This is a genomic window from Klebsiella sp. WOUb02 (assembly GCF_050058015.1).
Lineage (GTDB): Bacteria > Pseudomonadota > Gammaproteobacteria > Enterobacterales > Enterobacteriaceae > Klebsiella.
On record NZ_CP170110.1, the window covers coordinates 2,867,990 to 2,893,332 of the forward strand.

The 25,343-nt window shown below is 59.1% G+C and carries 22 protein-coding genes and 4 pseudogenes; 10 read left to right on the forward strand and 16 right to left on the reverse strand.

Going from position 1 to position 25,343, the window contains the following annotated elements:
• Window positions 1-182: 182 nt before the first annotated feature.
• Genes idnO through ABOC21_RS20795 form a run of 3 tightly spaced genes read left to right on the forward strand, consistent with a single transcriptional unit; the run spans window position 183 to window position 1,956 of the window.
• Window positions 183-947 (forward strand): gluconate 5-dehydrogenase, encoded by a 765-nt coding sequence (idnO, locus tag ABOC21_RS20785; RefSeq protein WP_426813118.1) that lies wholly within the window; start codon window positions 183-185, stop codon window positions 945-947.
• Between the two features lie 14 nt (window positions 948-961).
• Entirely contained in the window at window positions 962-1,492 is a 531-nt protein-coding gene (locus ABOC21_RS20790) for a gluconokinase (RefSeq protein WP_426813119.1), read from the forward strand.
• Window positions 1,489-1,956, forward strand: a complete 468-nt coding sequence (locus ABOC21_RS20795; RefSeq protein WP_426813120.1) for a YhcH/YjgK/YiaL family protein — start codon at window positions 1,489-1,491, stop codon at window positions 1,954-1,956. Before ABOC21_RS20790 ends, ABOC21_RS20795 begins: the two co-directional genes overlap by 4 nt.
• A 54-nt stretch (window positions 1,957-2,010) precedes the next feature.
• Here ABOC21_RS20795 and ABOC21_RS20800 read toward each other — a convergent pair whose 3' ends face one another.
• From ABOC21_RS20800 to ABOC21_RS20820, 5 genes and pseudogenes are all read right to left on the reverse strand, one after another.
• Window positions 2,011-2,244 (reverse strand): YgdI/YgdR family lipoprotein, encoded by a 234-nt coding sequence (locus tag ABOC21_RS20800; RefSeq protein ID WP_041143999.1) that lies wholly within the window; start codon window positions 2,242-2,244, stop codon window positions 2,011-2,013.
• Window positions 2,245-2,413: 169 nt separating this feature from the next.
• Complete coding sequence (gene carB, locus ABOC21_RS20805; RefSeq protein ID WP_426813121.1) at window positions 2,414-5,638, reverse strand: carbamoyl-phosphate synthase large subunit; 3,225 nt, start codon at window positions 5,636-5,638, stop codon at window positions 2,414-2,416.
• Window positions 5,639-5,654: 16 nt separating this feature from the next.
• Window positions 5,655-6,804: pseudogene (carA, locus tag ABOC21_RS20810) on the reverse strand (glutamine-hydrolyzing carbamoyl-phosphate synthase small subunit).
• Between the two features lie 458 nt (window positions 6,805-7,262).
• Window positions 7,263-8,084 carry a 4-hydroxy-tetrahydrodipicolinate reductase gene (gene dapB / locus ABOC21_RS20815; protein WP_426813122.1) on the reverse strand — a complete coding sequence of 274 codons (822 nt, stop codon included), beginning with the start codon at window positions 8,082-8,084 and terminating at the stop codon, window positions 7,263-7,265.
• A 207-nt stretch (window positions 8,085-8,291) separates the two neighbouring features.
• Window positions 8,292-9,326 (reverse strand): LacI family DNA-binding transcriptional regulator, encoded by a 1,035-nt coding sequence (locus tag ABOC21_RS20820; protein ID WP_426813123.1) that lies wholly within the window; start codon window positions 9,324-9,326, stop codon window positions 8,292-8,294.
• A 189-nt stretch (window positions 9,327-9,515) separates the two neighbouring features.
• On the opposite strand from ABOC21_RS20820, the gene ABOC21_RS20825 reads away from it, so the two are divergent.
• Genes ABOC21_RS20825 through ABOC21_RS20845 form a run of 5 tightly spaced genes read left to right on the forward strand, consistent with a single transcriptional unit; the run spans window position 9,516 to window position 13,819 of the window.
• Complete coding sequence (locus ABOC21_RS20825; RefSeq protein ID WP_426813124.1) at window positions 9,516-11,261, forward strand: class I mannose-6-phosphate isomerase; 1,746 nt, start codon at window positions 9,516-9,518, stop codon at window positions 11,259-11,261.
• 4 nt (window positions 11,262-11,265) lie between these two features.
• A complete protein-coding gene (locus tag ABOC21_RS20830; RefSeq protein WP_426813125.1) occupies window positions 11,266-11,694 on the forward strand; it encodes a PTS sugar transporter subunit IIA in 429 nt (142 codons plus the stop codon).
• 12 nt (window positions 11,695-11,706) lie between these two features.
• Window positions 11,707-12,201, forward strand: a complete 495-nt coding sequence (locus ABOC21_RS20835) for a PTS system mannose/fructose/N-acetylgalactosamine-transporter subunit IIB (protein WP_426813126.1) — start codon at window positions 11,707-11,709, stop codon at window positions 12,199-12,201.
• Between the two features lie 20 nt (window positions 12,202-12,221).
• Complete coding sequence (locus ABOC21_RS20840; RefSeq protein ID WP_426815551.1) at window positions 12,222-13,001, forward strand: PTS mannose/fructose/sorbose/N-acetylgalactosamine transporter subunit IIC; 780 nt, start codon at window positions 12,222-12,224, stop codon at window positions 12,999-13,001.
• Window positions 13,001-13,819: a PTS system mannose/fructose/sorbose family transporter subunit IID gene (locus ABOC21_RS20845; RefSeq protein WP_426813127.1), complete on the forward strand. Its 819-nt coding sequence runs from the start codon at window positions 13,001-13,003 to the stop codon at window positions 13,817-13,819. The genes ABOC21_RS20840 and ABOC21_RS20845 overlap by 1 nt, the downstream gene beginning before the upstream one ends.
• 83 nt (window positions 13,820-13,902) lie before the next feature.
• Here the strand turns inward: ABOC21_RS20845 and ABOC21_RS20850 are convergent, their stop codons facing one another.
• The 3 genes and pseudogenes from ABOC21_RS20850 to ABOC21_RS20860 all read right to left on the reverse strand — a co-directional run bounded on the left by ABOC21_RS20850 (window position 13,903) and on the right by ABOC21_RS20860 (window position 15,987).
• On the reverse strand, window positions 13,903-14,685 hold the full coding sequence (locus ABOC21_RS20850; protein WP_426813128.1) for a glucose-6-phosphate isomerase family protein: 783 nt from the start codon (window positions 14,683-14,685) through the stop codon (window positions 13,903-13,905).
• Entirely contained in the window at window positions 14,678-15,241 is a 564-nt protein-coding gene (locus ABOC21_RS20855; protein ID WP_426813129.1) for a glucose-6-phosphate isomerase family protein, read from the reverse strand. Before ABOC21_RS20855 ends, ABOC21_RS20850 begins: the two co-directional genes overlap by 8 nt.
• A 115-nt stretch (window positions 15,242-15,356) precedes the next feature.
• Window positions 15,357-15,987, reverse strand: a pseudogene (locus tag ABOC21_RS20860) (alanyl-tRNA editing protein).
• Window positions 15,988-16,079: 92 nt separating this feature from the next.
• On the opposite strand from ABOC21_RS20860, the gene ABOC21_RS20865 reads away from it, so the two are divergent.
• Entirely contained in the window at window positions 16,080-16,982 is a 903-nt protein-coding gene (locus ABOC21_RS20865) for a LysR family transcriptional regulator (RefSeq protein ID WP_426813130.1), read from the forward strand.
• Between the two features lie 5 nt (window positions 16,983-16,987).
• On the opposite strand, the gene rihC is transcribed toward ABOC21_RS20865, so the two are convergent.
• The 7 genes and pseudogenes from rihC to ribF form a co-directional block, all read right to left on the reverse strand.
• Entirely contained in the window at window positions 16,988-17,902 is a 915-nt protein-coding gene (gene rihC, locus ABOC21_RS20870) for a ribonucleoside hydrolase RihC (RefSeq protein WP_426813131.1), read from the reverse strand.
• Window positions 17,903-17,967: 65 nt separating this feature from the next.
• Entirely contained in the window at window positions 17,968-18,918 is a 951-nt protein-coding gene (ispH, locus tag ABOC21_RS20875; RefSeq protein ID WP_426813132.1) for a 4-hydroxy-3-methylbut-2-enyl diphosphate reductase, read from the reverse strand.
• Between the two features lies 1 nt (window position 18,919).
• The gene (fkpB, locus tag ABOC21_RS20880; RefSeq protein ID WP_045860016.1) at window positions 18,920-19,369 is read right to left on the reverse strand and encodes an FKBP-type peptidyl-prolyl cis-trans isomerase; all 450 of its coding nucleotides are present in this window, start codon (window positions 19,367-19,369) and stop codon (window positions 18,920-18,922) included.
• Between the two features lie 97 nt (window positions 19,370-19,466).
• Window positions 19,467-19,964: a signal peptidase II gene (lspA, locus tag ABOC21_RS20885; protein WP_045860018.1), complete on the reverse strand. Its 498-nt coding sequence runs from the start codon at window positions 19,962-19,964 to the stop codon at window positions 19,467-19,469.
• Window positions 19,964-20,101: pseudogene (locus tag ABOC21_RS20890) on the reverse strand (zinc finger domain-containing protein); the annotation flags it as partial. The pseudogene ABOC21_RS20890 and the gene lspA, both read right to left, overlap by 1 nt.
• Window positions 20,102-20,320: 219 nt before the next feature.
• Window positions 20,321-22,781 (reverse strand): annotated as a pseudogene (gene ileS / locus ABOC21_RS20895) (isoleucine--tRNA ligase); the annotation flags it as partial.
• A 44-nt stretch (window positions 22,782-22,825) separates the two neighbouring features.
• Window positions 22,826-23,764 carry a bifunctional riboflavin kinase/FAD synthetase gene (gene ribF / locus ABOC21_RS20900; RefSeq protein ID WP_426813133.1) on the reverse strand — a complete coding sequence of 313 codons (939 nt, stop codon included), beginning with the start codon at window positions 23,762-23,764 and terminating at the stop codon, window positions 22,826-22,828.
• Window positions 23,765-24,094: 330 nt separating this feature from the next.
• Here ribF and rpsT point away from each other — a divergent pair, with 330 nt between their 5' ends.
• A complete protein-coding gene (rpsT, locus tag ABOC21_RS20905; protein WP_003018940.1) occupies window positions 24,095-24,358 on the forward strand; it encodes a 30S ribosomal protein S20 in 264 nt (87 codons plus the stop codon).
• A 72-nt stretch (window positions 24,359-24,430) separates the two neighbouring features.
• On the opposite strand, the gene nhaR is transcribed toward rpsT, so the two are convergent.
• Window positions 24,431-25,330 (reverse strand): transcriptional activator NhaR, encoded by a 900-nt coding sequence (nhaR, locus tag ABOC21_RS20910; protein ID WP_426813134.1) that lies wholly within the window; start codon window positions 25,328-25,330, stop codon window positions 24,431-24,433.
• Between the last annotated feature and the right edge of the window lie 13 nt (window positions 25,331-25,343).

The following is a 25,343-nucleotide window of genomic DNA, read 5'->3' on the forward strand; positions in this document are numbered from 1 at the left end:
ACGCCCGGCTTCACGTTTAATGTAACCCCTTTTCGTAACACCGTTTTGAGTGATCTCCATCACGGTTTTACCCGGCAAAAATCCGTGAGATAGAGCACAGGTTCTTCCGCTTCACCTTTTTGTGGATCAGGAATAAAAGCGCACACCGTCATTTATATTCAGCCGTTAATCAGGATATCAAGATGAAAGATCTTTTCAGCTTACAGGGCAAACGCATTTTAATTACTGGCGCCGGGCAAGGTATTGGTTTTGTCATGGCCCAGGGCCTTGCACAATATGGCGCAGAAATTATTATCAACGATATTTCTGCCTCGCGTGCAGATGATGCGGTGATGAAATTACGTGACGAAGGCGCCATCGCGCATGCGGCGGTATTTAATGTTACCGATGCGGACTCCGTCGAACAGGCCATTAGCCACATCGAAGCGGAAATTGGCGCCATCGACGTATTATTTAATAATGCGGGCATTCAGCGGCGCCATCCGTTTACCGAATTTCCGGTACAGGAGTGGAACGATGTTATTTCCGTGAACCAAACCGCGGTATTTCTCGTCTCCCAGGCGGTGGCGAAACGAATGGTCGCTCGCCAGCGCGGAAAAATCGTCAATATCTGTTCAATGCAGAGCGAGCTTGGCCGCGACACCATTACGCCGTACGCTGCCGCCAAAGGCGCGGTCAAAATGCTGACCCGCGGCATGTGCGTCGAGCTGGCGCGCTATAACGTCCAGGTCAACGGCATCGCGCCGGGCTACTTTAAAACCGCCATGACCCAGGCGCTGGTTGATGATAAAGCCTTCACCGACTGGCTGTGCAAACGCACGCCGGCCGCCCGCTGGGGCGATCCGCAGGAGCTGGTTGGCGCCGCGGTGTTCCTGTCGTCTAAAGCCTCTGATTTCGTCAACGGCCATCTGCTGTTCGTCGACGGCGGCATGCTGGTTGCGGTCTAAGTAAGGAGCGCATTATGGCAGGGCAATGCATTATTTTAATGGGTGTCTCAGGCACCGGAAAGACCACCGTCGGCCAGGCGTTAGCCCAGGCGCTGGGCGCGAAATTTATCGATGGCGACGATCTTCATCCACGGCGGAACATCGTCAAAATGGCCGCCAGCCAGCCGCTCAATGACGAAGATCGCGGACCGTGGCTGGAGCGGATCGCGGACGTGATTTTTAGCCTTGAGCAGAAGAATGAGTCGGGCGTGCTGGTGTGCTCGGCGCTGAAGAAGTGCTATCGCGATCGGCTGCGCGAGGGCAGCGGCAATCTGCGCTTTCTGTGGCTGACCGGCGAGTACGAATGCATTCTGCAGCGGATGCAGCAGCGTAAGGGGCATTTTATGCCGGAGGCGCTGCTGCGCAGCCAGTTTACCGCCCTGGAGGCGCCGGATGCCAGCGAAGACGATATTGTAGCCGTTGATATTGCCCCCGACGTCGCCAGCATCGTGGCGCAGTCATTACATTTACTAGAGCATCAATCACTACAGGGAATGCCGGCATGATTATTGATACCTTAACCGCCGCGGCAAAAAATACGTTCTATCCGTCGGTTATTCGTCAGGCGCTGCAGGCCGTCGCCCGGCAGGACCCGCACTCGCTGCCGCCGGGGAAATATACGGTCGATGGCGATAACCTGTTTTTCACCGTGGTCGAAGGCCAGACGCGCCCGCTGGCGGAGCAGCGTCCGGAGTACCATCGTCAGTACATCGATATTCATATCGTGCTGGCAGGGACTGAGATTATTGGCGCGGGAAATAAGGGGCTGACCATCACCGCGGACGGGCCGTTTAAGGAGGCTCACGATATTGGCTTTTGCAGCGAAATTAGCAGCGAAACGCTGATTCACTTACATCCTGAGGAGCTGGCGATTCTGTTTCCTGGCGAGCTTCACCGGCCGATGGGCGCCACGGATGCCGGCGCGCCGCTGCGTAAAATTATCGTCAAAATAGACCACGCCCTGCTTTAAATCCGGTAGCGATAACCGGCCCCGCACTCACCCTCGCGGGGCCATGGATAACGCTTAGTTATCCAGCTCGTCCATCGATTTCACCTGATCGCGATTAATCTGCTCGGTGCGGCCGGTTGCGGCATTTTTGTAAGAGACCATGCCGGTATCGCTATCCACCTGCGGTTTGCCGTCGGTCACGATGGTCCTGCCATCGGTGGTTTTCAGCGACTGATTTGATGAGCACCCCGCCACAAACAACACTGCCGTCGCCGCCAGCGCGGATGCCACCAGAATTTTGTTCCGCATTGTATCCTCCTGCTTTTTCGTCAATGAGTATTGTTATCGTGCTAATTATAGTTAGCCCGAGCAGGGAGGCAGTTAAAAGCAGAACTCTCCGAAGATGCCCCATCTAAAAAAAACGGGCCGACGATAACGTCAGCCCGTTTTGTTCCGCAGCCGGCAGCGCCGGAACGGCTTATTTTTTGATTTGCGCGTGCATTTCCTGAACCGAAGTCACCTTCTCAACGGCGTTGGCGTTCAGGGCCATCGCCGTGGCGAAGCCGCCGTTCAGGGTGGTGTCATAGTGCACCTTGTACTGCAGGGCGCTGCGGCGAATCAGCTTGGAGTCTTCAATCGCCTGGCGGCCTTCGGTGGTGTTGATGATGTAGGTGTATTCGCCATTTTTGATACGGTCCTGAATATGCGGACGACCTTCATGCACCTTGTTCACCAGGCGCGGGTTGATCCCGGCTTCGCCGAGGACAATCGCGGTCCCGTGGGTAGCATCCAGTTCGAAGCCGAACTTCAGCAGCTTAGCCGCGAGGTCCACCACGCGCTCTTTGTCGCCTTCGCGTACGGAGAGCAGCGCGCGGCCCTGTTTTTTCATCGTCGAGCTGCTGCCCAGCTGCGCCTTGGCGAAGGCTTCCGCAAAGGTGCGGCCGACGCCCATCACTTCCCCGGTAGAGCGCATTTCCGGCCCTAACAGCGGGTCAACCCCCGGGAACTTGTTGAACGGCAGCACCACTTCTTTCACCGAGTAATACGGCGGAATAATCTCTTTAGTTACGCCCTGCTGCGCCAGCGTCTGGCCGGCCATCACGCGTGCCGCCACTTTCGCCAGCGGAACGCCGGTGGCTTTGGAGACAAACGGTACGGTACGCGCGGCGCGCGGGTTCACTTCAATCAGATACACTTCGTTGTTTTTGACCGCGAACTGAACGTTCATCAGGCCGCGAACCTGCAGCTCGAAGGCCAGCTTCTGCACCTGCTCGCGCATTACGTTCTGGATCTCCTGGCTCAGGGTGTAGGCCGGCAGAGAGCACGCGGAGTCGCCGGAGTGAACGCCGGCCTGCTCGATGTGCTCCATAATGCCGCCAATCAGCACCATTTCGCCGTCGCAGATAGCGTCAACGTCGACTTCTACCGCGTCGTCAAGGAAACGGTCCAGCAGCACCGGCGCGTCGTTAGAGACGCTTACCGCGGTCTGGAAGTAGCGGCGCAGGTCGGCTTCGTCATAGACGATTTCCATCGCCCGCCCGCCGAGAACGTAGGACGGACGAACCACCAGCGGGTAGCCAATCTCTTTCGCTTTCTCGACCGCCTGCTCGATAGCCGTCACGGTGGCGTTCGCCGGTTGTTTCAGCTTCAGACGGTCAACCGCCTGCTGGAAACGCTCGCGGTCTTCCGCGCGGTCAATCGCGTCAGGGCTGGTGCCGATAACCGGCACGCCGGCCGCTTCCAGCGCGCGCGCCAGCTTCAGCGGAGTCTGGCCGCCGTACTGGACGATCACGCCCTTCGGCTTCTCGATACGCACGATTTCCAGCACGTCTTCGAGGGTGACTGGCTCAAAGTACAGGCGGTCGGAGGTGTCGTAGTCGGTGGAGACGGTTTCCGGGTTACAGTTAACCATAATGGTTTCGTAACCATCTTCGCGCAGCGCCAGCGAGGCGTGCACGCAGCAGTAGTCGAATTCGATACCCTGGCCGATACGGTTCGGGCCGCCGCCAAGGACCATAATTTTATCGCGGTCAACCGACTGGTTCGCTTCGCACTCGTCTTCATAAGTGGAGTACATATAGGCGGTGTCGGTGGCGAATTCCGCCGCGCAGGTATCCACGCGCTTGTAGACCGGGTGCAGGTTGTACTGGTCGCGCAGCTTGCGGATTTCCGCCTCGCGAACGCCCGCCAGCTTAGCCAGGCGCGCGTCGGCAAAACCTTTACGCTTCAGCATCCGCAGGAAGTCAGCGTCAAGGCCGTTGATGCCCATCTCTTCCACTTTCTCTTCCAGACGCACCAGCTCTTCAATCTGCACCAGGAACCAGCGATCGATGTTGGTCAGGTTGAAGACGCCGTCAACGGACAGACCCGCGCGGAAGGCGTCGGCGATGTACCAGATACGATCGGCGCCCGCGTCTTTCAGCTCGCGGCGAATTTTGGTCAGCGCTTCCGGATCGTCGAGGCTCACTTTAGGGTCAAAGCCGGTTGCGCCCACTTCCAGGCCGCGCAGCGCTTTCTGCAAGGACTCCTGCTGAGTACGGCCAATCGCCATTACTTCGCCGACCGATTTCATCTGCGTGGTCAGGCGGTCGTTGGCGCCGACGAACTTCTCGAAGTTGAAGCGCGGGATCTTGGTGACAACGTAGTCGATAGAGGGTTCGAACGATGCCGGGGTACGGCCGCCGGTAATGTCGTTCATCAGCTCATCAAGGGTGTAGCCCACCGCCAGCTTCGCCGCCACTTTGGCAATCGGGAAGCCGGTCGCTTTCGAAGCCAGCGCCGAAGAGCGTGATACGCGCGGGTTCATTTCGATAACAATCAGGCGACCGTCTTTCGGGTTCACCGAAAACTGGACGTTGGAACCGCCGGTTTCGACGCCGATTTCGCGCAGCACCGCCATCGAGGCGTTACGCATCACCTGGTACTCTTTATCGGTCAGGGTTTGCGCCGGAGCCACGGTGATGGAGTCACCGGTATGGATACCCATCGCGTCGAAGTTTTCGATGGAGCAGACGATGATGCAGTTGTCGTTCTTATCGCGCACCACTTCCATCTCGTACTCTTTCCAGCCGATCAGCGATTCATCGATCAGCAGTTCGTTGGTCGGAGAGAGATCCAGGCCGCGGGTACAAATTTCTTCAAACTCTTCGCGGTTATAGGCGATACCGCCGCCGGTTCCGCCCATGGTAAAGGAGGGACGGATGATGCACGGATAGCCGACGTCAGCGGCAACCGCCAGCGCTTCTTCCATGGTGTGCGCGATACCGGAACGCGCGGTGTCGAGGCCGATTTTCTTCATCGCCACGTCGAAGCGACGGCGGTCTTCCGCTTTATCAATCGCATCGGCGGTGGCGCCAATCATGGTGACGCCAAACTCTTCCAGCACGCCCTGACGTTCCAGCTCCAGCGCGCAGTTCAGCGCCGTCTGGCCGCCCATGGTCGGCAGTACCGCATCCGGACGCTCTTTTTCGATGATTTTGCGTACCACTTCCCAGTGGATCGGCTCAATATAGGTGGCATCGGCCATTTCCGGGTCGGTCATGATGGTGGCCGGGTTCGAGTTCACCAGAATGACGCGGTAACCCTCTTCGCGCAGGGCTTTACAGGCCTGGGCGCCAGAGTAGTCGAATTCACAAGCCTGGCCGATAACGATCGGGCCAGCGCCAAGAATCAGGATGCTTTTTATATCTGTACGTTTTGGCATGGCTTTTTTCTCCTGATTATTTCGCGGACTGGCGGTACTGCTCAATTAACTCGATAAAATGGTCGAACAACGGCGCGGCATCGTGCGGGCCCGGGCTCGCCTCCGGGTGCCCCTGGAAGCTGAAGGCCGGCTTATCGGTGCGGTGAATGCCCTGCAGCGTGCCGTCGAACAGGGACTTGTGGGTCACCCGCAGGTTAGCCGGCATGGAGGCTTCGTCTACCGCAAAACCGTGGTTCTGCGCGGTAATCATCACCACGTTATTATCAATATCTTTAACCGGGTGGTTGCCGCCGTGGTGGCCGAACTTCATCTTAACGGTCTTCGCTCCGCTCGCCAGCGCCAGCAGCTGATGGCCGAGGCAGATGCCGAATACCGGAATATCGGTGGTGAGGAATTTCTCAATGGCCTCAATCGCATAGTCGCACGGCGCCGGGTCGCCGGGGCCGTTGGAGAGGAAGATGCCGTCCGGATTCAGTTTCAAAACGTCTTCCGCAGAGGTTTTTGCCGGCACCACCGTCAGGCGGCAGCCGCGATCCACCAGCATGCGCAGGATGTTGCGCTTCGCGCCGAAATCGTAGGCCACCACGTGGAACAGCAGCTCGCTTTCCGCCTTCGCTTCCGGCAGGTCGCCCTCCAGAGTCCAGCTACCCTGCGTCCAGCTGTAGGTTTCTGAGGTGGTGACTTCCTTCGCCAGGTCCATCCCGTTGAGGCCCGGGAACGCTTTTGCCTTTTCCAGCGCCAGTCTGCGCGTCGAGGTTATCGCCCACGATGATGCAGCCGTTCTGCGCGCCTTTTTCACGCAGCAGACGGGTCAGCTTACGGGTATCGATATCGGCAATCGCCACGATGTTATGGCGCTTGAGGTAAGAAGAGAGGTCTTCGGTATTGCGGAAGTTGCTGGCAATCAGCGGCAGGTCGCGAATAACCAGACCCTGAGCATGTACCTGGGAAGACTCTTCATCAGCGGCGTTGGTGCCGACATTACCGATATGGGGATAAGTAAGAGTGACGATTTGGCGAGAATAGGAAGGATCAGTGAGGATTTCTTGATAACCGGTCATTGAAGTATTGAAAACGACTTCCCCAACCGCCGTGCCCGTTGCCCCGATGGCCCGACCGTGAAACTGGGTTCCGTCTTCCAGAACCAATAGCGCTGACTTAATCAAAACACCCTCCAGAGAATATTCACTCACTTTATTTGCATATTAATGCATCCGCGTAGCATGAATCAATGCAAATTTGCTTACCTATGGATTTCTGGCAAACGGCGGCATTCTGGAGAGATGTCGGGGAAAAGTCAACTTAAAGCGCATATTTTTAATATCATTTTACGCCACTTATCCATTAGCTCCGCCTTAGCCGCTAAAAAGATCAACAAACTAGCCTTAGAAAACGCTTGCGCAGCGCAGGGACTGTAAAAAATGACTCATGAGCGCAAAAAAGTAGACCGGATGGTCAAAATTTACATAAAAATAACAGAATGAGACAGGATAAGCGAAGATTATAGCAGTCTTAATGATTATGAAATGAAAATACGATAAAAATAAAAAGGGCAATAAAGCATTGCCCTCTGCAATCAATCACTTATTGAATGCCATAACCACATCACGATGGGTAATAAACCTTATAAAGCGTTCAATTCCAGGACATCACGCATATCGAAGAGGCCACTTTTCTTGCCTTTCAACCACAATGCTGAGCGAACCGCGCCGTTGGCAAAGGTCATCCGGCTTGACGCTTTATGACTGATCTCAATACGTTCGCCAATATCGGCGAACATCGCCGTATGTTCGCCGACGATATCCCCCGCGCGCACCGTGGCAAAGCCGATCGTTCCCGGAACGCGTTCGCCGGTGTAGCCTTCGCGACTGTAGACCGCGCAATCTTTCAGATCTTTGTTCAGCGCGCCGGCAATCGCCTCGCCCATCGCCAGCGCGGTACCCGACGGGGCGTCCACTTTATGCCGATGGTGCGCTTCAATAATTTCAATATCAGTGTAGTCGCCCATCACCTTCGCCGCCTTTTCCAGCAGCTTGAGCAGGACGTTGACGCCGACGCTGAAATTGGCCGCGAAGACGATTGCAATCTCCTGCGCCGCGTCGCGAATGGCCTGTTTTCCCGCGTCATCGAAACCGGTGGTGCCGATCACCATCCCTTTACCGTGCTCGCGGCAGAACGCGAGATGGTTCAGCGTCCCTTCCGGGCGGGTGAAATCGATCAGCACATCAAAATCATCTTTGACCGCCGTCAGGCTGCTTTGCACCGTGACGCCCATGTTACCTGCGCCCGCCAGTTCGCCGGCGTCGCTGCCGATCAGGGAGGAGCCATCGCGCTCCAACGCCGCGCCAAGCGCCACGCCGTCCATCTGCTGTACCGCCTGAATTAACTGTCGTCCCATCCGGCCGCCCGCGCCGGCGATGGCCACGCGGATTTGTGCATCATGCATAGCTATTCTCTTTTGTTAACTTTACGTAAATTGTTTTCAGAGTAACCAGCCCATCGACGGGCCGCTACTCAAAAACGCCGATAATTAGAAATTTATGACAAACCGCGGTCGATATCAGTAAAAACTATATGCTTGTCATCGTGCGAAGAAGGGACATCATCGCGCGAAAGCGCCGCTTCGCCGGCAGATAGCATGCGAAACGCGCCGCTAACGACCTGATATCGCTGACTCTTCCCGGCGAAATCCGCATGATTCACGGATGACCAGCGCCGGCGGCAGGATAATCCGTTTCGGCGGCTCATCATTCCCCTGAATGCGGCTATACAGCAGCTCCCCCGCTTTACGGCCGATCTCTTTCGCCGCCACCGATACGGTGGTCAGCGCCGGCTGAACCAGCGCCGCTTCGGTAATATCATCGAAGCCCACCAGCGCGAAATCCCGCCCCGGTTCGCGGCCCGCTTTGCGCAGCGCCTGCATCACCCCCAGCGCCACGATATCCTGATAGCAGACCGCCGCCGTAATCTGCGGATAGCGGGACAGCAGATCCTCCGCGACCCTCGCACCGTCAATCTGGCTGGCCTGCGCGGTAACAATCCACAGCGGGTTGGGCGAGATCCCGCTTTCCAGCAGCGTGCTGGTAAAGCCGCCGATGCGCTGCGCCCGGGTGCCCGAGCTCGGGCTGCCGCCGATAAAGGCAATATTCCGGTGGCCCATTTTCAGCAAATGCCGCGTCGCCATCTGGGTGCCGAGGAAGTTATCGGTGCCGACGAAATCAAAATCCGGATCGCTGAGCGGGCGAACCACCATAATGGCCGGAATATTGCGCCGCTTCAGGGCGTCAAAAAATGAGGGCGGCGTCTCCCGCGCGGCGCACAGCACCATGCCGCAGGCGTTGTTGCGCATCAGCGAATCGACAAATTTTTGCTGGCGTTCCCCCGACTCTTCGCTGTTAGCCAGAAACAGCAGCAGCTCGTGCCGCTCCATTTCATGGCTCAGACCCGCCGTCATCTCGCCATAAAAGGGGTTAGTAATATCGTGCAGCAGCAGCCCGACCTGATTGCTGCTGCGGTTGCGCAGATTGGCGGCGGTCTGGTTGTAGACATAACCCGCGTCATCCAGCGCCTTGAGTACCCTTTCGCGCGTGGCCTGCGAAATCCGCCCCCGGTTACGCAGCACCATCGAAACGGTCGCCGTTGATACCCCCGCTCTTTCCGCCACCTGCGCCAGCGTCACTGTCGTCATCACCCCTCCCGTTTATTCACCACAGGTTAATCGAATAACCCAAGTTATGGATTTTTCCCTGTGACAGTCCTCACATTAAAGGCCCTTTCGCCGCCTGACTTGTCGATTATGGCGGGTTAATCGCGTTAACCACACTGCCAAAACAAGGTTAATCGATTAATCTTCATTTAGCCAATATGGAGAGTGAAAATGCAAACCACCTATAACAAATACCCTGAGGTTGCGGTTCGGGGCTATGACGACCACGCCTGGCAGGGCTGGGAGTCCATCCGTACCGCGCTTAGCGCGAGGACGTCGGCGGCCGCGAGAACCGTGCTGGTTGTCGATTGCTATCCCGGCGTGCGGCTGGAAGAGCTGGAACTGCATCTGCTGCCGACGCTCGGCGGCGCGCTGACGCTTAACGTCGAGTCCGCCCGCCGCGACGAGCAGGCCATCCACGCCCTGCTGGCGCGCAATCTTACCGACGACCGCGTGTTCGGCGTGCTTTCCTGCCACCAGCTGGACGAGTTTTTCGATCCCGCAAAACTGGAGCAGCTGCGCCAGCAGGTCGCGGCCGCCAGCGAGGGCGTGGTGCTCATCTATGGGCCCGGCGCGGCGCTGGTTCATCCCGGCGATCTGCTGGTGTACGCCGACATGCCGCGCTGGGAGATCCAGCAGCGCATGCGCCATAGCGGCCTGGGGAACTGGGGGGCGGATAATCAGGATGAAGATATCCTCCGCCGCTACAAGCGCGCCTTTTTCATTGAGTGGCGCGTCTTCGATCGCCATAAGGTGCCGCTGCTCAAACGCGCCGATTTTTTACTTGATACCACGATAAAAGAGGCTCCGGCCCTGGTCAGCGGCGAAGCGCTGCGCGCCGGGCTACGGCAGACCACCACCCAGCCTTTCCGCGTTGTCCCCTTCTTCGCTCCCGGCGTCTGGGGCGGACAGTGGATGAAGCAACGGTTCGATCTCGATCCTACGGCCGCCAACTACGCGTGGTGTTTTGATTGCGTGCCCGAGGAAAACAGCCTGTTACTGCGTTTTGGTGACGTACGGATCGAGATCCCCTCCCAGGACCTGGTGCTGCTGCACCCCCGCGCGCTGCTGGGTGAAAAAGTCCACGCCCGCTTCGGCGCCGAGTTCCCGATCCGGTTTGATTTTCTCGACACCATCGGCGGGCAAAACCTGAGTTTCCAGGTTCATCCGATAACCGAATATATCCAGCAGCAGTTTGGTATGCACTACACCCAGGATGAGAGCTACTACATCCTTGAGGCGGAGCCGGAAGCCGTCGTCTACCTCGGGACGAAAACGGGGATCGAACCGCAGGAGATGCTCGCCGATCTGCAGGCCGCCGGTCGCGGCGAGAAAGCCTTCGACGATCGGCGCTTCGTTAACCAAATCCCGGCGCGCAAGCACGATCACTTTCTTATCCCTGCCGGTACGGTGCACTGTTCAGGGCGCGGCGCAATGGTGCTCGAAATCAGCGCCACGCCGTATATTTTCACCTTCAAGCTCTGGGACTGGGGACGTTTAGGTTTAGACGGATTGCCTCGCCCGGTGCATCTGCAGCACGGCGAACAGGTTATTGACTGGCAGCGCGATACGCGGTGGGTCAACGACAACCTGGTTAACCGCCTTGAGCCCATTGCCGAAGGTGAAGGCTGGCGGGAGGAGCGCACGGGAATGCACGAGCGCGAGTTTATCGAGACCCGCCGCCACTGGTTCAGCGCGCCGGTCACCCACCATACCCACGGCGGGGTTAACGTTTTGAACCTGGTAGAGGGTGCAGAAGCGGTGGTCGACAGCCCGAGCGGCGCCTTTGCCCCCTTCAGCGTGCGCTACGCCGAGACCTTTATCATTCCGGCCGCCGTCGGGGAGTACCGTATTTCGCCGGCGGGTAAAGGCAGCGGACAGCAGCTGGCCACCATCAAAGCCTGGGTAAGAGGATAAGGTCATGATTAACGTTATTGTTGCCACTCACGGCCCGCTGGCTGACGCCCTGTTGGCCAGCGGAAGGATGGTTTACGGCGAGCTGCCGTCTATCGCAACCGTCACCCTCGACGAGCAGGCGGGCATCGAAGGCTTTAAGCAGGATTTTGCCCGCGCGCTGGACGGCGCCGGGCAGCAGGCCGACGGCGTACTGGTGCTGTGCGATATGCAAAGCGGAACGCCGTGGAACGTCGCCTGCCTGCACGCCTTCTCCGCGCAGACAACGCCCCCCGTCGCCGTACTGGCGGGGGTGAATTTCCCGATGCTGCTGCAGTGTGACGAAATTTTCCACCTGACGGATGTCCACGCCGCTGCCGAACGGCTGCTGGCGTTAACCGTACCAACCCTGATTAAAGCCACCCCGGTTTTAGCCGTTCAGCCAGATGATTTTTAGAGGAAAACGCTGATGAGTATCTCTTTTGTACGTATTGACGACCGGGTGATCCATGGGCAGCTCGTGACGCGCTGGGCCAAAGAGTTGCCCTGCGACGGGATCGTGGCGATTGACGACGCCGTCGCGGCCGACCCGCTCCTCTCATCGGTGATGAAAGGCGCCGTGCAGGACCTCAAGGTCTGGCTGTTTGACACCGCCACGGCCATTGAAAAGTTACCCAAAGTCATCGCCAGCGAGAAACGCTATTTCGTGATCGGCAAATCCCCGGTCACCTTACAGCGCCTGGAAGCGGCGGGGATCAGCCTGAAAAATGGCAACGGCAAAATCAACGTTGGCCCGATGAGCGCCCGCGCCGATACCACCACCATTGGGCCGAATCAGTCGGTTAACGCCGCCGAGATCGCCGCCTTTGACTGGCTGGTGCAGCGCGGGCATCACGTTGAATTCCGTCTGGTGCCAGATGCCAGCTGCTACAGCTGGCAGGACGCGCGGCAGAAGCTGAAATAAGGAGCGGATGAGAAGCTACGCTGATTGGCATTCTTTGTTACCTCGGGGCCCTCAGTAGCCCCTGGCTTTTAGGCCTGACCGGCGGCTGGTATCTAATTACCCGGCCGCTGGTCTCCGGCATGCTGGTCGGCCTGATTTTAGGCGACCTGAAGACCGGGATCGTGATAGGCGTTGCGGTCCAGGCGGTGTATATCGCCATGGTGACGCCGGGCGGCTCAATGCCCGCCGACCTCAACTTCGTCGCCTGGCCGGCGATTGCGCTGGGTATTTTGTCGGGTAAAGGACCGGAAGTCGCGGTGGCGCTGGCGGCGACTATCGGTATCGCCGGCACGGTTTTGTTCAACGCGATGATGGTGCTGAACTCCTTCTGGAACCATCGTGCCGACGTGGCGCTGGAGCGCGGCGATGAGCGCGGTATTTATCTGAACAGCGCGATCTGGCCGCAGGTCAGCAACTTCATTCTGCGTTTTGTTCCCACCTTTATTGCGGTCTATTTTGGCGCCCAGTACATCAGCGGCTTTATGGACAGCCTGCCGAAAATCGTGCTCGCGACGATGAACGTGCTGGGCGGCATTCTGCCGGCGGTGGGGATCGCGATTCTGCTTAAACAGATCATCAAGAACTACAGCATGCTGATCTATTTTCTCGTCGGGTTCGTCTGCATCGTCTTTTTAAAGCTCAACATGGTCGCGCTGGTGATCGTGGGCTCGCTGCTGGCGCTGATCCACTACAACTATAAGCCGGAACCGCAGCAGGCTGAGAGCAGCAGGCCGGTCGTCGATGATGAGGATGAATTCTGATGGAAGAACGTACCCTGAACCGTAAAGATCTGCGCCGCTGCTGGCGGGCGTGGATGATGCACAATCTCTCGTCGATGAGCTTTGAGCGCCTGGAGTCGTTCGGCTTCTGCCTGAGTATGCTGCCGGTGGCAAAAAAGCTCTATCCGGACGCCGCCCAGCGCACGGAAATGCTGCGCCGCCACGCCTCCTTCTACAATACCGAGCCGCAGATCGGCGCGATCGTTAATGGGATGGTGCTCGGACTGGAAGAGAAAAAAGCCAACGGCGAGCCCATCGGCGGTGAGACGATCAACACCCTGAAGGTTGGCCTGATGGGGCCGATCGCCGGGATCGGCGACTCGATGATCCCGGGCATGCTGATCCCTATTCTGCTGAGTATCGGCATGGCGCTGGCGGCGGGCGGCAACGTCCTCGGGCCGCTGTTTTATATCGTCGCCTGGCTGGCGATTATTATCCCCGGCTCGTGGTTCCTGTTTTTAAAAGGCTACAAAATGGGCTCCGGCTCGGTGGAGATGCTGGTCAGCAGCCGCTCCACCCGCCTGCGCGAGGCCCTGTCGCTGCTCGGCGTCTTCGTGATGGGCGGCGTCGCGGCGAGCTACGTGAAGCTGGGAACCGGGCTGGAGTTCATTACCCGCGACGGCGTCAATATCCACATCCAACAGATGCTGGACGGCATATTCCCGCAACTCCTGCCGCTGGTGGTGGTGCTGGGAACCTGGTATTTAATGGCGAAGCGCGGCGTTTCGCCGGTGAAGGCGATGGTCATGCTGCTGGTGCTGGCTGCGGCAGGCGTCGCCAGCGGCCTGTTTGCCGGCTAGCCGCGAACGCGGCCCCGCTTCGCAAGCCGGGGTCGCCGCCTGGAGCGCCAATATCTGAACCGGGGCATCGCGCCCCGGTTTTTTTATGGGTGAAAGTTGTGCCACAGCTCCGCCGTCCTGTCGGGGCTGGAGATAAACTGCAGGCGGGCGGGATCGTCGATAAACTGCTGATAAATCGGCGCGGAGGTGATGCCAAACTCGACGTACCGGCGCGGCGTAATCGCCTGCAGGCGGCCGGGAAGATAGCGTGAATTATGCTGCCAGATAATGTGCTTGTCCTGCAGCAGCGGGTACCACGCCAGCCCCTTATGCGCCCGCACGGCATCATATTCAAAGCCGTACTCCCGATCGCACCAGGCGCCGAAGGTCAGCGGCACCTCGGGATCGGCGGAAATGGTCGCGTGCCCCCAGCCCGGCGGCACCAGCACCTTATCGCCGGGTTCGGCAATTACCGCAAAGCAGCGGCCCGGGTCGTCCTCCACCCGCTCCTGCATATAGATAATCGCCCTCCCCTGCCAGATCTCATACAGCTCCGGCGGCGACCAGCCGCTGTGCTGGCTAATACGATGAATATGGCCCTGGCTGCGCACCGGCTCTTCCCCCAGCCTTCCGGCGGCGTAGGTCACGACGCCAAACAGCAGCATGCGCTTTTTCAGCTCATCGCGATCCTGCATGCGCGCCACGTCCATGGCGATCGCATAGACCTCATCCGGCTCTGTACAGTGCGGATCGCGCAGCGAGGCGCGGATCTGATCGAGGCGACGGATTTCCGGCATCGGCCCGGTCACGTCATTGCCGTAGCTAAAACCAGGAGGGTTCTGGTGAATCGTCATATCCAGGCCCCAGGCGCGGGCGGAGTCAGCCATTCTGCACCTCCTTTGCCTGAATCGTCTGGTTCTCCTCCACGACCCGCAGCCTGAAGCCGCCGTCCAGCGCCGCATAATCATGCCCGGCAGCGGCAGGCCACACCGCCAGCGCCGACAGAATATCGCTGCCGGTGTTGATCAGGCGGTGGGCGGTATAGCCGGGGATAACGTGCACCGAGCCGGCGAAAACCTTCTCCAGACGGGTTTCCCGGCGCTCGTTTTGCAGTAGCAGCAGGCCGCCGCCGCGCAGGCCGAAGTAGACTTCGCCCTGCTCGCGGCGGGCGTGAAAGTGCCCGCGGGTCATAAAAAATTCATCCCCGACTTTGCCGGGTTGGAGACGGGTTACGCCGGTATAAAGCTCGCCCGGTGCGGAGGAGGTATCGAGCATCTCAACTTCGTACACTACGCGGTCGCCCGCCATCGTCAGACGGGTTCGTTCATCGGCAAAAACGCCGACCAGATCCTGAATACGCGTCGACTTGCGCAGCAGCGGGCCGTCGGAAAACAGGCCGCTGGCCCACGCCACCTGCGGCGGCTGGAAAAAGAAAGGATTCATATTTGTCTCCGGCCCAAGGAGAACAGCACAATCAGCTTAGCTGATTAATCGATTAACCCAAGGGCGAGCGGATGACTTTGTAGCGGATGTCACAGCCGGCACCGCAAATGTACCTTCACGCCAGCGTGTAGCTCACGATCAGCTGGCCCTTTTTCATTTTCACCTGAGCGATCGCCACCTCGCCCAGCTCGGAGAGGCTGGCAACGTGGGTTCCGCCGCAGGGATAGGCAGGCAGGGAACCAAATCCTACCCTGCGCAGCCCGTCGGTCACGGAGATATGGCGCGGCAGGTTTTCCGCCCGCCAGCCGGCAATCTTTGCCTGCAGCGCGCCGGCCTCCGGCAGGGCCGCGTTAGCGCCCGAAGTGAAGGTAATCCGCCCCTCTCCGGGCCAGTGATGGGCCTTCGTCGGCTGCCAGCCGTACTGCTCTCCCGCCAGGCCAATCAGGTGGCCAGCGGAGTGCAGGCGGGCATGCTGATGCCGCACCGTGGCATCAATCCGCATCTCCACCTCGCCCGGGACCAGCGGCTGCGGGACAAGGTGCAGAATGCTGTCGCCAAACGCCGTCACCCCTTCAACGGCGATCTCCGCTATCCAGCCGCGATCCGCCGGCTGCCCGCCGCCCTGCGGATGAAACAGCGTCCGGTCCAGTTCTATTGCGTAGCGGCCATCGGCCTGCTCTACGCAGACTCACCACCCGCGCGCGCCCTTCGGTGGCATCGCTGGTGTAATAAAGACGTTCGGTCATGGTTGTTCTCCTCTCTTTGCGCACAGTATATTGATAATACGCGCAGCGATAATCCTGCCATCCGTCAATGCACCTTTGCTTAGAGAGCACAAATGAACTTAAGCTTACTTCCCGATTTGGCCCTCTTCGTGCAAATCGTCGAGCAGGGCAGCTTTTCCGCGGTCGCCCGGCTTGCGGGAACCACGCCCTCGGCGGTCAGCCGCAGCGTCTCGCGCCTTGAACGGGAGATGGGCAGCAAGCTGCTGCACCGCTCCACGCGCAAACTCCGCCTGAGCGATGCCGGCAAAACGGTTTACGCCCATGCGCTGGAGATGCTGGAAGCCGCGCGCCTGGCGATGGATGCCGCCAGCAGCACCCAGCAGGTGGCGCAGGGCAAGCTGACGCTCAGCGTGCCGAAGGCCGTCGGGCGGTTTGTTATCCATCCGCTGATGACTGAGTTTCTGACCCGCTTTCCGCAGGTTGACGTCTGCCTGCGTCTCGAAGATCGCTATCTGGATCTGATTGATGATGGTATCGACCTGGCGCTGCGCATCACCCATTCGCCTTCGCCGGGACTCCACGGCAGGCCGCTAATGCCGATCGGCCACGTGATCTGCGCCACCCCGCACTATTTACAGCAGCACGGCGCGCCGCAAAATCCGCAGGATCTGCGCGCCCATAGCTGCATCAGCCTCGGCGAAACGCCTGCCGATGCGCGCTGGAAATTTCGTCGTGAAGGAAAAACAGAGACCGTTCAGACCCGGGGACGCTACGCCGCCAACCACACCGCCGTGCGGCTGGACGCGGTGAAGCAGAATTTAGGCATTGGCAGCCTGCCGCTGTTTACCGCCCGCGAAGCGCTGGAGCGCGGGGAGATCGTCCAGGTGCTGGCTGAATGGGAGTTTATCAGCAGCTACTCCGGCCAGCTGTGGCTGCTGTGGGCGGGCAATAAACATATGCCCGCCAGAATGCGGGCCATGATTGACTATCTCAGCGAGAAAATTTATCGCCGCTAAGCGGCCTATGGCGCCAGCGCCAGCACTTCCGCGACCCAGCGCTGGAAGCCTGCCACGTCCAGGTCCAGCGCCACGCTGGCGTTGGCCGGCTGGCCAAGGCGGCCTTCGATATCAACGACCGTGGTGCCCGCCGTCCAGCTCCCCTGCGTTTCGACCGCCACAAAGCACGATTTAAGGGTAAACAGCTCCGGGCGAACCAGCCAGGCGATGGCGCACAGGTCATGCATGCGCAGCCCGCTCTCCATGCTGCCGCTGCGGTAGTGGCTGAACAGCGCGTGGAGCATTTTCCCGGTCCTGTTCAGCGTCGGCAGCGTGGCGAGATACTCCGGCGCCAGCATGGCCTGATTGGTGACATCCAGCCCGCACATCACGATCTCCAGCCCGCTCTGAAACACTTTGGCCGCGGCTTCCGGATCGATGGCAATATTGAACTCGGCGTTGGGGGTGAAGTTACCGCGCCCGGCGGAGCCGCCCATAATCACCAGACGGCGAATGTTAAACCGACACTCCGGATACTGCGTCAGCAGCAGCGCAATGTTGGTCAGCGGGCCAATGGCCACCAGCGTCATCGGCTGCGGGGCGTGCATCAGCGCATCGCGAATGGCCTGAAACGCCGGCTTCTGCAGCGGCTGGCCGTCATGCTCGACAAAATCATATCCCTCCATCCCCGACTCGCCGTGCACGGAGGCCGCATCGCGCAGCGGGCGCAGCAGGGGCATCGAGGCTCCCTGAGCCAGCGGAACGTCGGCGTTCCAGAAATGCAGCAGCTGCAGCGCATTGCGGGTGGTTTTCTCCACCGACACGTTGCCGGCCACCGTGGTCATCAGCTGTAGATCCAGCTCGGGCGCGAACAGCGCGGCGGCGATCGCCGCCGCATCATCAATGCCGGGATCGGTATCAAGAACGATCGGTAAGCGCATAAATTCTCCAAAAAAAATGCCGGACGTTAAGTCTGGCATCTTCGCATACTGACGGCGTAAAGAACTTACTCTACTTCACGGACATCAACCCGCAGCTCTTTAGGCACTTCAAAGACAATATTCTCTTCGCGCCCTTCCAGCGGCACCGCTTCGCCGCCGCCCAACTCCTGCAGGCGAGCGATCACGTTCTGCACCAGAATATCCGGCGCCGATGCGCCGGCGGTCACGCCCACGCATTTAGCCGCTTTGACCCACGACTCCTGGATATCGGCCGCATCATCGATCAGATACGCCGCTTTCCCCATGCGCTGCGCGAGTTCGGCCAGACGGTTGGAGTTGGAGGAGTTCTTCGACCCCACCACCAGCACCACGTCCGCCTGCTCCGCCAGCGCGCGTACCGCTTCCTGGCGGTTGGTGGTGGCATAGCAAATATCGTCTTTACGCGGCCCGACAATTTTCGGGAAGCGCTCGCGCAGGGCGTCAATGACATCAGAGGTGTCATCAACGGAGAGCGTGGTCTGGGTCATAAACGACAGCCTGGCGTCGTTTTTCACCTCCAGCGTCCAGACGTCGTCCGGCGACTCCACCAGGTACATGCCCCCCTGCGGGTTGCTGTACTGGCCCATCGTCCCCTCGACTTCCGGGTGGCCGGCGTGACCGATCAGAATCGACTCTTCGCCGCGGCGGCTGGCGCGAGCCACTTCCATATGCACCTTGGTCACCAGCGGACAGGTGGCATCAAAGACCGTCAGGTCGCGGTTTTTCGCTTCGTTGCGTACCGCCTGCGAGACACCGTGGGCGGAGAAAATCAGGATCGCGCCGTCCGGCACTTCACCGATTTGCTCGATAAAAATAGCGCCGCGCTTGCGCAGGCTATCGACCACATAGCGGTTATGCACCACTTCATGACGAACATAGATCGGCGCGCCGTACAGCGTCAGCGCGTTTTCGACAATGCTGATAGCACGGTCAACGCCGGCGCAGAAGCCGCGCGGGTTAGCCAACAGGATCTGCATTTTACTCCTCCAGCGCCGGATCGACTTCCAGCACTTCAATATCAAAATGAACGGTGCGCCCGGCCAGCGGATGGTTGAAATCAACGGTGATAGAGTCGCCGTTAACTTCCCGAATCACGCCGGGCATTTCGCTGCCATCCATTGCGGTAAAGAGCATAATTGCGCCAATTTCCGGCTCGCCCGCATCGATAAATTCGCGGCGGGAGAAGTACTGAATCAGGTCCGGGCTGGGTACGCCAAACGCGGCATCAGGCTCGAGAGAGAAGTTGGTTTTATCCCCCGCCTTCAGCCCCAGCAGGTGCTGCTCGAGCCCCTCGGAGAGCGAAGCATCGCCGAGACGGAACAGCGCCGGCTTGCCGTTATTGCGCGTAGACTCCGCGGTGGAGCCATCATCAAGTTTCAGCGTGAAGTGCACCAGCACCCCGCTGTTGCTCTGTACAGAGTTTGACATGCAGGTTTGCTCTAAGTTGGTTCTGCGTTTCCCCCGCGCGGCGGCGGGGTACGCTTATAATGTAGGCCGGGCCGGCGAAAACGCCACCCGGCAAGGATTACGCGGTTTTCTTCGCAGCGCCGGGCAAAAAGCCCTCCAGCACAATCAGCGCCGCGCCGATACAGATGGCGGTATCGGCCAGGTTGAAGGTGGCGAAATGCCACTCACCGACGTAGAAATCAATCATATCGACGACAAAACCGTGCCACAGCCGGTCGAACAGGTTGCCTAACGCCCCGCCAATAATCAGCGCGTAGGCGATGTTATTCAGCTTCTGCGTCGCCTTTGAGCGGTACATCAGCACCGTCAGAATCACGCAGATGCCGAGGGCGATCCCCGCAAAGAACCAGCGCTGCCAGCCGCCGCTATCGGCGAGGAAGCTAAAGGCAGCGCCGTAGTTGCGCGCATAGTGCAGGTTCAGCGATGGGAACAGCGAAACCGTATCCCCCAGAGCAAAGTTCTGGAGGATCAGGAATTTGCTGCCCAGATCGATAATCAGCACGGCGACGACGACCCACAGCCAGCGTAGCCCGGTTGAACAGACAGATTTACTCATCAGGCAAACTTACGTTGTTCGCCGTCACCGGCGACGTTGCTGACACAGCGACCGCAGATTTCCGCGTGTTCCGCCACCTTGCCGACGTCGCTGGTGTAGTGCCAGCAGCGTGGGCACTTATCGCCTTCCGCTTTGCTCAGCACCACCTTCAGACCCTTCAGCAGTTCACTCTGCCAGGCATCAGCTGGCGCCTGCGCGTAATCGGCAACTTTCGCCCCGGAGGTTAACAGGACAAAGCGCAGCTCATCGCCCAGCGCGTGCAGCTTCGCCGCCAGCTCGCTATCGGCATACAGCGTCACCGCCGCCTCAAGAGAGCCGCCCACCAGCTTGTCGGCGCGCGCCTGCTCGATAACCTTGTTGACTTCGCCGCGTACTTTCAGCAGCTCGTCCCAGAAGCCATCGTTCATCGCTTCGTCGTCGGCCAGGCCAAACAGGCCTTCATACCACTCGCCGGTGAAGACGTATTTCTCGCGGGAACCCGGCAGGTAGCCCCAGATTTCGTCGGCGGTGAAGGACATGATCGGCGCCATCCAGCGCACCAGCGCTTCCACGATGTGGAACAGCGCGGTCTGGCAGACTGCGACGCGCCACGCTGTCCGCCTTCGCGGTGTACTGGCGGTCTTTGATGATGTCGAGGTAGAACGAGCCCATCTCGATGGAGCAGAAGCGCATCAGGCGCTGCACCACTTCGTGGAAATCGTAGGACTCGTAGGCTTTGAGGATATCTTCCTGCGCCGCTTGCGCGCAGCCCACCGCCCAGCGATCGAGCACCACCATCTCTTCCGGTTTCACCATGTCGGTCTGCGGGTCGAAACCGTTAAGGTTCGCCAGCAGGAAGCGCGCGGTGTTACGGATGCGACGATAGCTGTCGGCGGCGCGTTTGAGGATCTCATCGGAGACCGCCATTTCGCCGGTATAGTCGGTGGAAGCCACCCACAGGCGCAGGATATCCGCGCCCAGCTTGTTCATCACGTCCTGCGGAGAGACGGTATTGCCGATGGATTTGGACATCTTGCGGCCCTGGCCATCAACGGTAAAGCCGTGGGTCAGCACCTGGCGATACGGCGCTTTGCCCTTCATCGCCGTGGAGATCATCAGCGAGGACATGAACCAGCCGCGGTGCTGGTCGGAACCTTCCAGATACATATCGGCGGCGTGACCGGCAAACTCCGGACGCACGTCCACCACCGAGGAGTGGGTAGAGCCGGAGTCGAACCACACGTCGAGGGTATCCGGCACTTTCTCGTAGCTGTCGGCATCGGCACCGAGGATGTCGCGGGAGTCGAGATCCCACCACGCCTGAATACCGTCAACCTCAACGCGCTTCGCCACTTCTTCCATTAGCTCCAGGGTGCGCGGATGCAGCTCCTGGGTCTCTTTATGCACGAACAGGGACATCGGAACGCCCCAGGTACGCTGACGGGAGATACACCAGTCAGGACGGTTGGCAACCATCGATTCGATACGCGCCTGGCCCCAGTCCGGGATCCACTGCACGCCTTTGATCTCTTTCAGCGACTGCGCGCGCAGGCCTTTCTGATCCATGCTGACGAACCACTGCGGCGTGGCGCGGAAGATGATCGGCGACTTGTGGCGCCAGCAGCACGGATAGCTGTGCTGCATTTTTTCGACGTGCAGCAGCGCGCCACTGTCACGCAGCAGCTCAACGATGATGTCGTTAGCTTTGAAGACGTTGATACCGTCCAGCGACGGCCAGGTTCCCGGCAGGTAGGCGCCGTCCGGCCCCACCGGATTGGCGATTTCCAGACCATATTTCTGGCTGATGGTGTAGTCGTCAGGGCCGTGGCCGCCGGCGGTATGCACCGCTCCGGTACCCGCATCGAGGGTAACGTGGTCGCCGAGGATCGCCGGAACGTCGAAGTCGAGGAACGGATGCTTAAAGCGCATCAGCTCCAGCCCGGCGCCGTTGACCACCGCAAGAATGGTGTAATCCGCAACGCCCGTACGCTTCATCACGCTTTCAACCAGGTCTTTCGCCAGGACCAGCGCCTGGCCGTCAACCTGCACCAGCGCATAGTCGAACTCCGGCGACAGGGAGATGGCGCGGTTAGCCGGCAGGGTCCACGGCGTGGTGGTCCAGATAACCAGGGAAACCGGGCCGCTGACGTCGGCGACGCCGAATTTCGCCAGCACCGCCGCTTTATCGACCGCATGGAACGCCACGTCGATAGACGGAGAGGTTTTGTCGTAATACTCAACTTCCGCTTCCGCCAGCGCGGAGCGGCAGTCGACGCACCAGTGCACCGGCTTCGCGCCTTTGTGCAGGTGGCCGTTGCCGATGATTTTACCCAGCGCGCGGATGATATTGGCTTCGGTTTTGAAGTCCATGGTCAGGTACGGATGCGACCAGTCGCCCAGCACGCCAAGACGGATAAAGTCTTTACGCTGGCCGTCAACCTGGGTCGCGGCGTATTCGCGGCACTTGGCGCGGAACTCGGCCGCGGTGAACTTCTCACCCGGCTTGCCGTATTCCTGCTCCACTTTCAGTTCGATCGGCAGACCGTGGCAGTCCCAGCCCGGAACGTAGGGAGAATCGTAGCCCGCCAGCCCTTTGGACTTAACGATAATGTCTTTCAGAATCTTGTTAACCGAGTGACCAATATGAATGCTGCCATTCGCATAAGGAGGGCCATCATGCAGAATGAAGGTTTTTTTGCCTTTTTTCGCCGCACGGATGATGCCGTACAGATCATCATCGGTCCAACGCGCCAGCATTCCCGGTTCGCGCTTGGCGAGATCGCCACGCATCGGGAACCCTGTTTCCGGCAAATTCAGGGTGGATTTATAGTCACTCATCAGATTCTCGGTTCCGTATTTCGGTTTGATAAACACCAACAGGTTTATGCCTGGCTGGTCAGCCCAAAAAGCTCTCGGGCCGTTAACTCATCACGTGCAATTTGCGCCTTCAGCTCATCGAGCGACGCAAATCGCTGTTCGTTACGTATTTTTTTACGCAGTATTACATCTATATGGCGACCGTAGAGGTCCATTACAACGTCCAGCAGATGCACTTCCAGCTGTTGACGGACGCCGGCGACCGTTGGGCGAGTGCCGATATTGGCGACCCCCGGCAAAGGTTTGTCGCCAAGCCCCGTCACTTCCACCGCATAGACCCCTTTAACCGGGGAAACCTGACGACGTAGCGGTAAGTTCGCCGTCGGGAAGCCGATGGTGCGCCCCAGTTCATCGCCGTGGACCACGCGTCCGGAGATGGTAAACGGATGGCCCAGCAGGGTTTCTGCGAGAGCCAGATCGTCATCCGCCAGCGCCTGCCGCACCGCGGTGCTGCTGATGCGGACGCCGCCTTCACAGAAGGTCTGGGTGCTGGTGACGTCAAAGCCAAACTCCGCCCCGGCTTTCTGTAATAACAAGAAATCCCCCTGACGACCAGCGCCAAAGCGGAAATCATCGCCCACGGCGAGGAACTGCACGCCCAGCCGGCGGACCAGCAGTTCGCTGATAAAGTCCTGAGCGGTCAGGGCGGCAAAGCGTCGGTCGAACCGCACGCACAGCACGTAGTCGACGCCGCTTTCCGCCAGATAGCGCAGCTTTTCACGCAGGCGCGTCAGGCGTGCGGGCGCCTTATCGGCGGCAAACAGCTCCAGCGGCTGCGGTTCGAAAATCATCACCACCACCGGTAAGCCACGCTGGCGGCCCTCTGCGCGCAGCCGCTGCAGCAGCGCCTGATGCCCGCGGTGCACGCCGTCAAAATTACCAATGGTCAGCACGCACCCGCGCGGGGCCTGGCTGAGATTATGTATGCCGCGTATCAGCTTCATGTCTGGCTCAAAACAGTGAAAATCGTCCGAGTATACCTTGTACAACTGGCGACGTTAACCAGCGATTGCACCTCTTCGTTGAAAGATCCCGAGAATTCATCAACTCAGCGCCGCAATGCGGGGAAAACTGCGCGGGCCCGTCGATTTTTATGGTGGAAAGGCTGTATTCGCCTGCAACAAGCTGATAGAATCTTGCGCCATCACTACGTAATAAAGCGTCGTTGTTTTAAGCGCCGCTTATTTGCACAAATCCATTGACAAAAGAAGGCTAAACGGGCATTCTCCTCGGCCTTTGAATTGTCCATATAGAACACATTTGGGAGTTGGACCTTGGCTAATATCAAATCAGCTAAGAAGCGCGCCGTTCAGTCTGAAAAGGCCCGCAAGCACAACGCTAGCCGTCGCTCTATGATGCGTACTTTCATCAAGAAAGTATACGCAGCTATCGAAGCTGGCGACAAAGCTACTGCACTGAAAGCATTTAACGAAATGCAACCGATCGTGGACCGTCAGGCTGCTAAAGGTCTGATCCACAAAAACAAAGCTGCGCGTCATAAAGCAAACCTGACCGCTCAGATCAACAAACTGGCTTAATCGCCCGCTTGTTATCGCTTTGTAGAAAAACCCGCGAAAGCGGGTTTTTTTATGCCTGAAATCTGCCGCCCGTCAGCGCGGCGGTGAGGTGAAGAGCGCCGAGTAGTCGCGGTTACAGATACGCTGTACCGCCGGGTGCTGGATCATGCGCTCGGCAAAAATGGCGTGATACTCCTCCATCACGTTCTCCATCCGGCCAATCTCTGTAATCGACTCGTCGTGGTAGAAATCATGCGCGTAGAGCGTCGGCGCGACAAAAATCGCATTGTGCGCCGCGCCGAACGCCTTCATCAGCGCCGCGTCATCAAACTCCCCGAGGATCTCAACCTTGAGCCCCTGCGAATTAAACCAGTTCAGCAGCTTGCGGCCCAGCATCGAACGCCGGCCGGGGATCAGCAGGCGGCGCTCCTCAAGGCAGGCGGGAAACGGCTTCTCCGGCGGCGGATTCATACACCAGAAGCTCACGCTGCATTCGCCGATGCGCACCGAGAACAGCCCCTCCTGCTGGGTTGAATCGATGGGGCAATCGGAGATAATCATATCGAGCTTATGCTGGCTCAGCTGCTCCAGCAGCATCTCGTGGGTCGATTCAAAGCAGCGCAGATGGATCTGCTCATCCTCAACCACCGCGGCATCCAGCACGCCGCTCACCAGCCGCTTCGAGAGCGCATCCGCCACGCCAACGTCGAACAGCAGATTAGACTCCTTGCGATAGTTGACGATATCCAGCATCTCCTGGCTTAGCGTAAACATGCGGTCGGCATAGCGGAACACCAGTTCACCCAGCTCGCTCGGCTCCAGTCCCCTGCCCTTACGCTTAAACAGCTTGCCCTGCAGGCGCTCTTCAAGCGCTTTAATTTGCCCGGTGATGGTCTGTGGCGTCAGAAATAGCGCTTCCGCCGCCCCGACCACGGAGCCTTCCTTGTAGACGTGCCAGAAGTAATAAAGGTGGTTGTAATTCATATGCGACATATTTCTCTCCCTG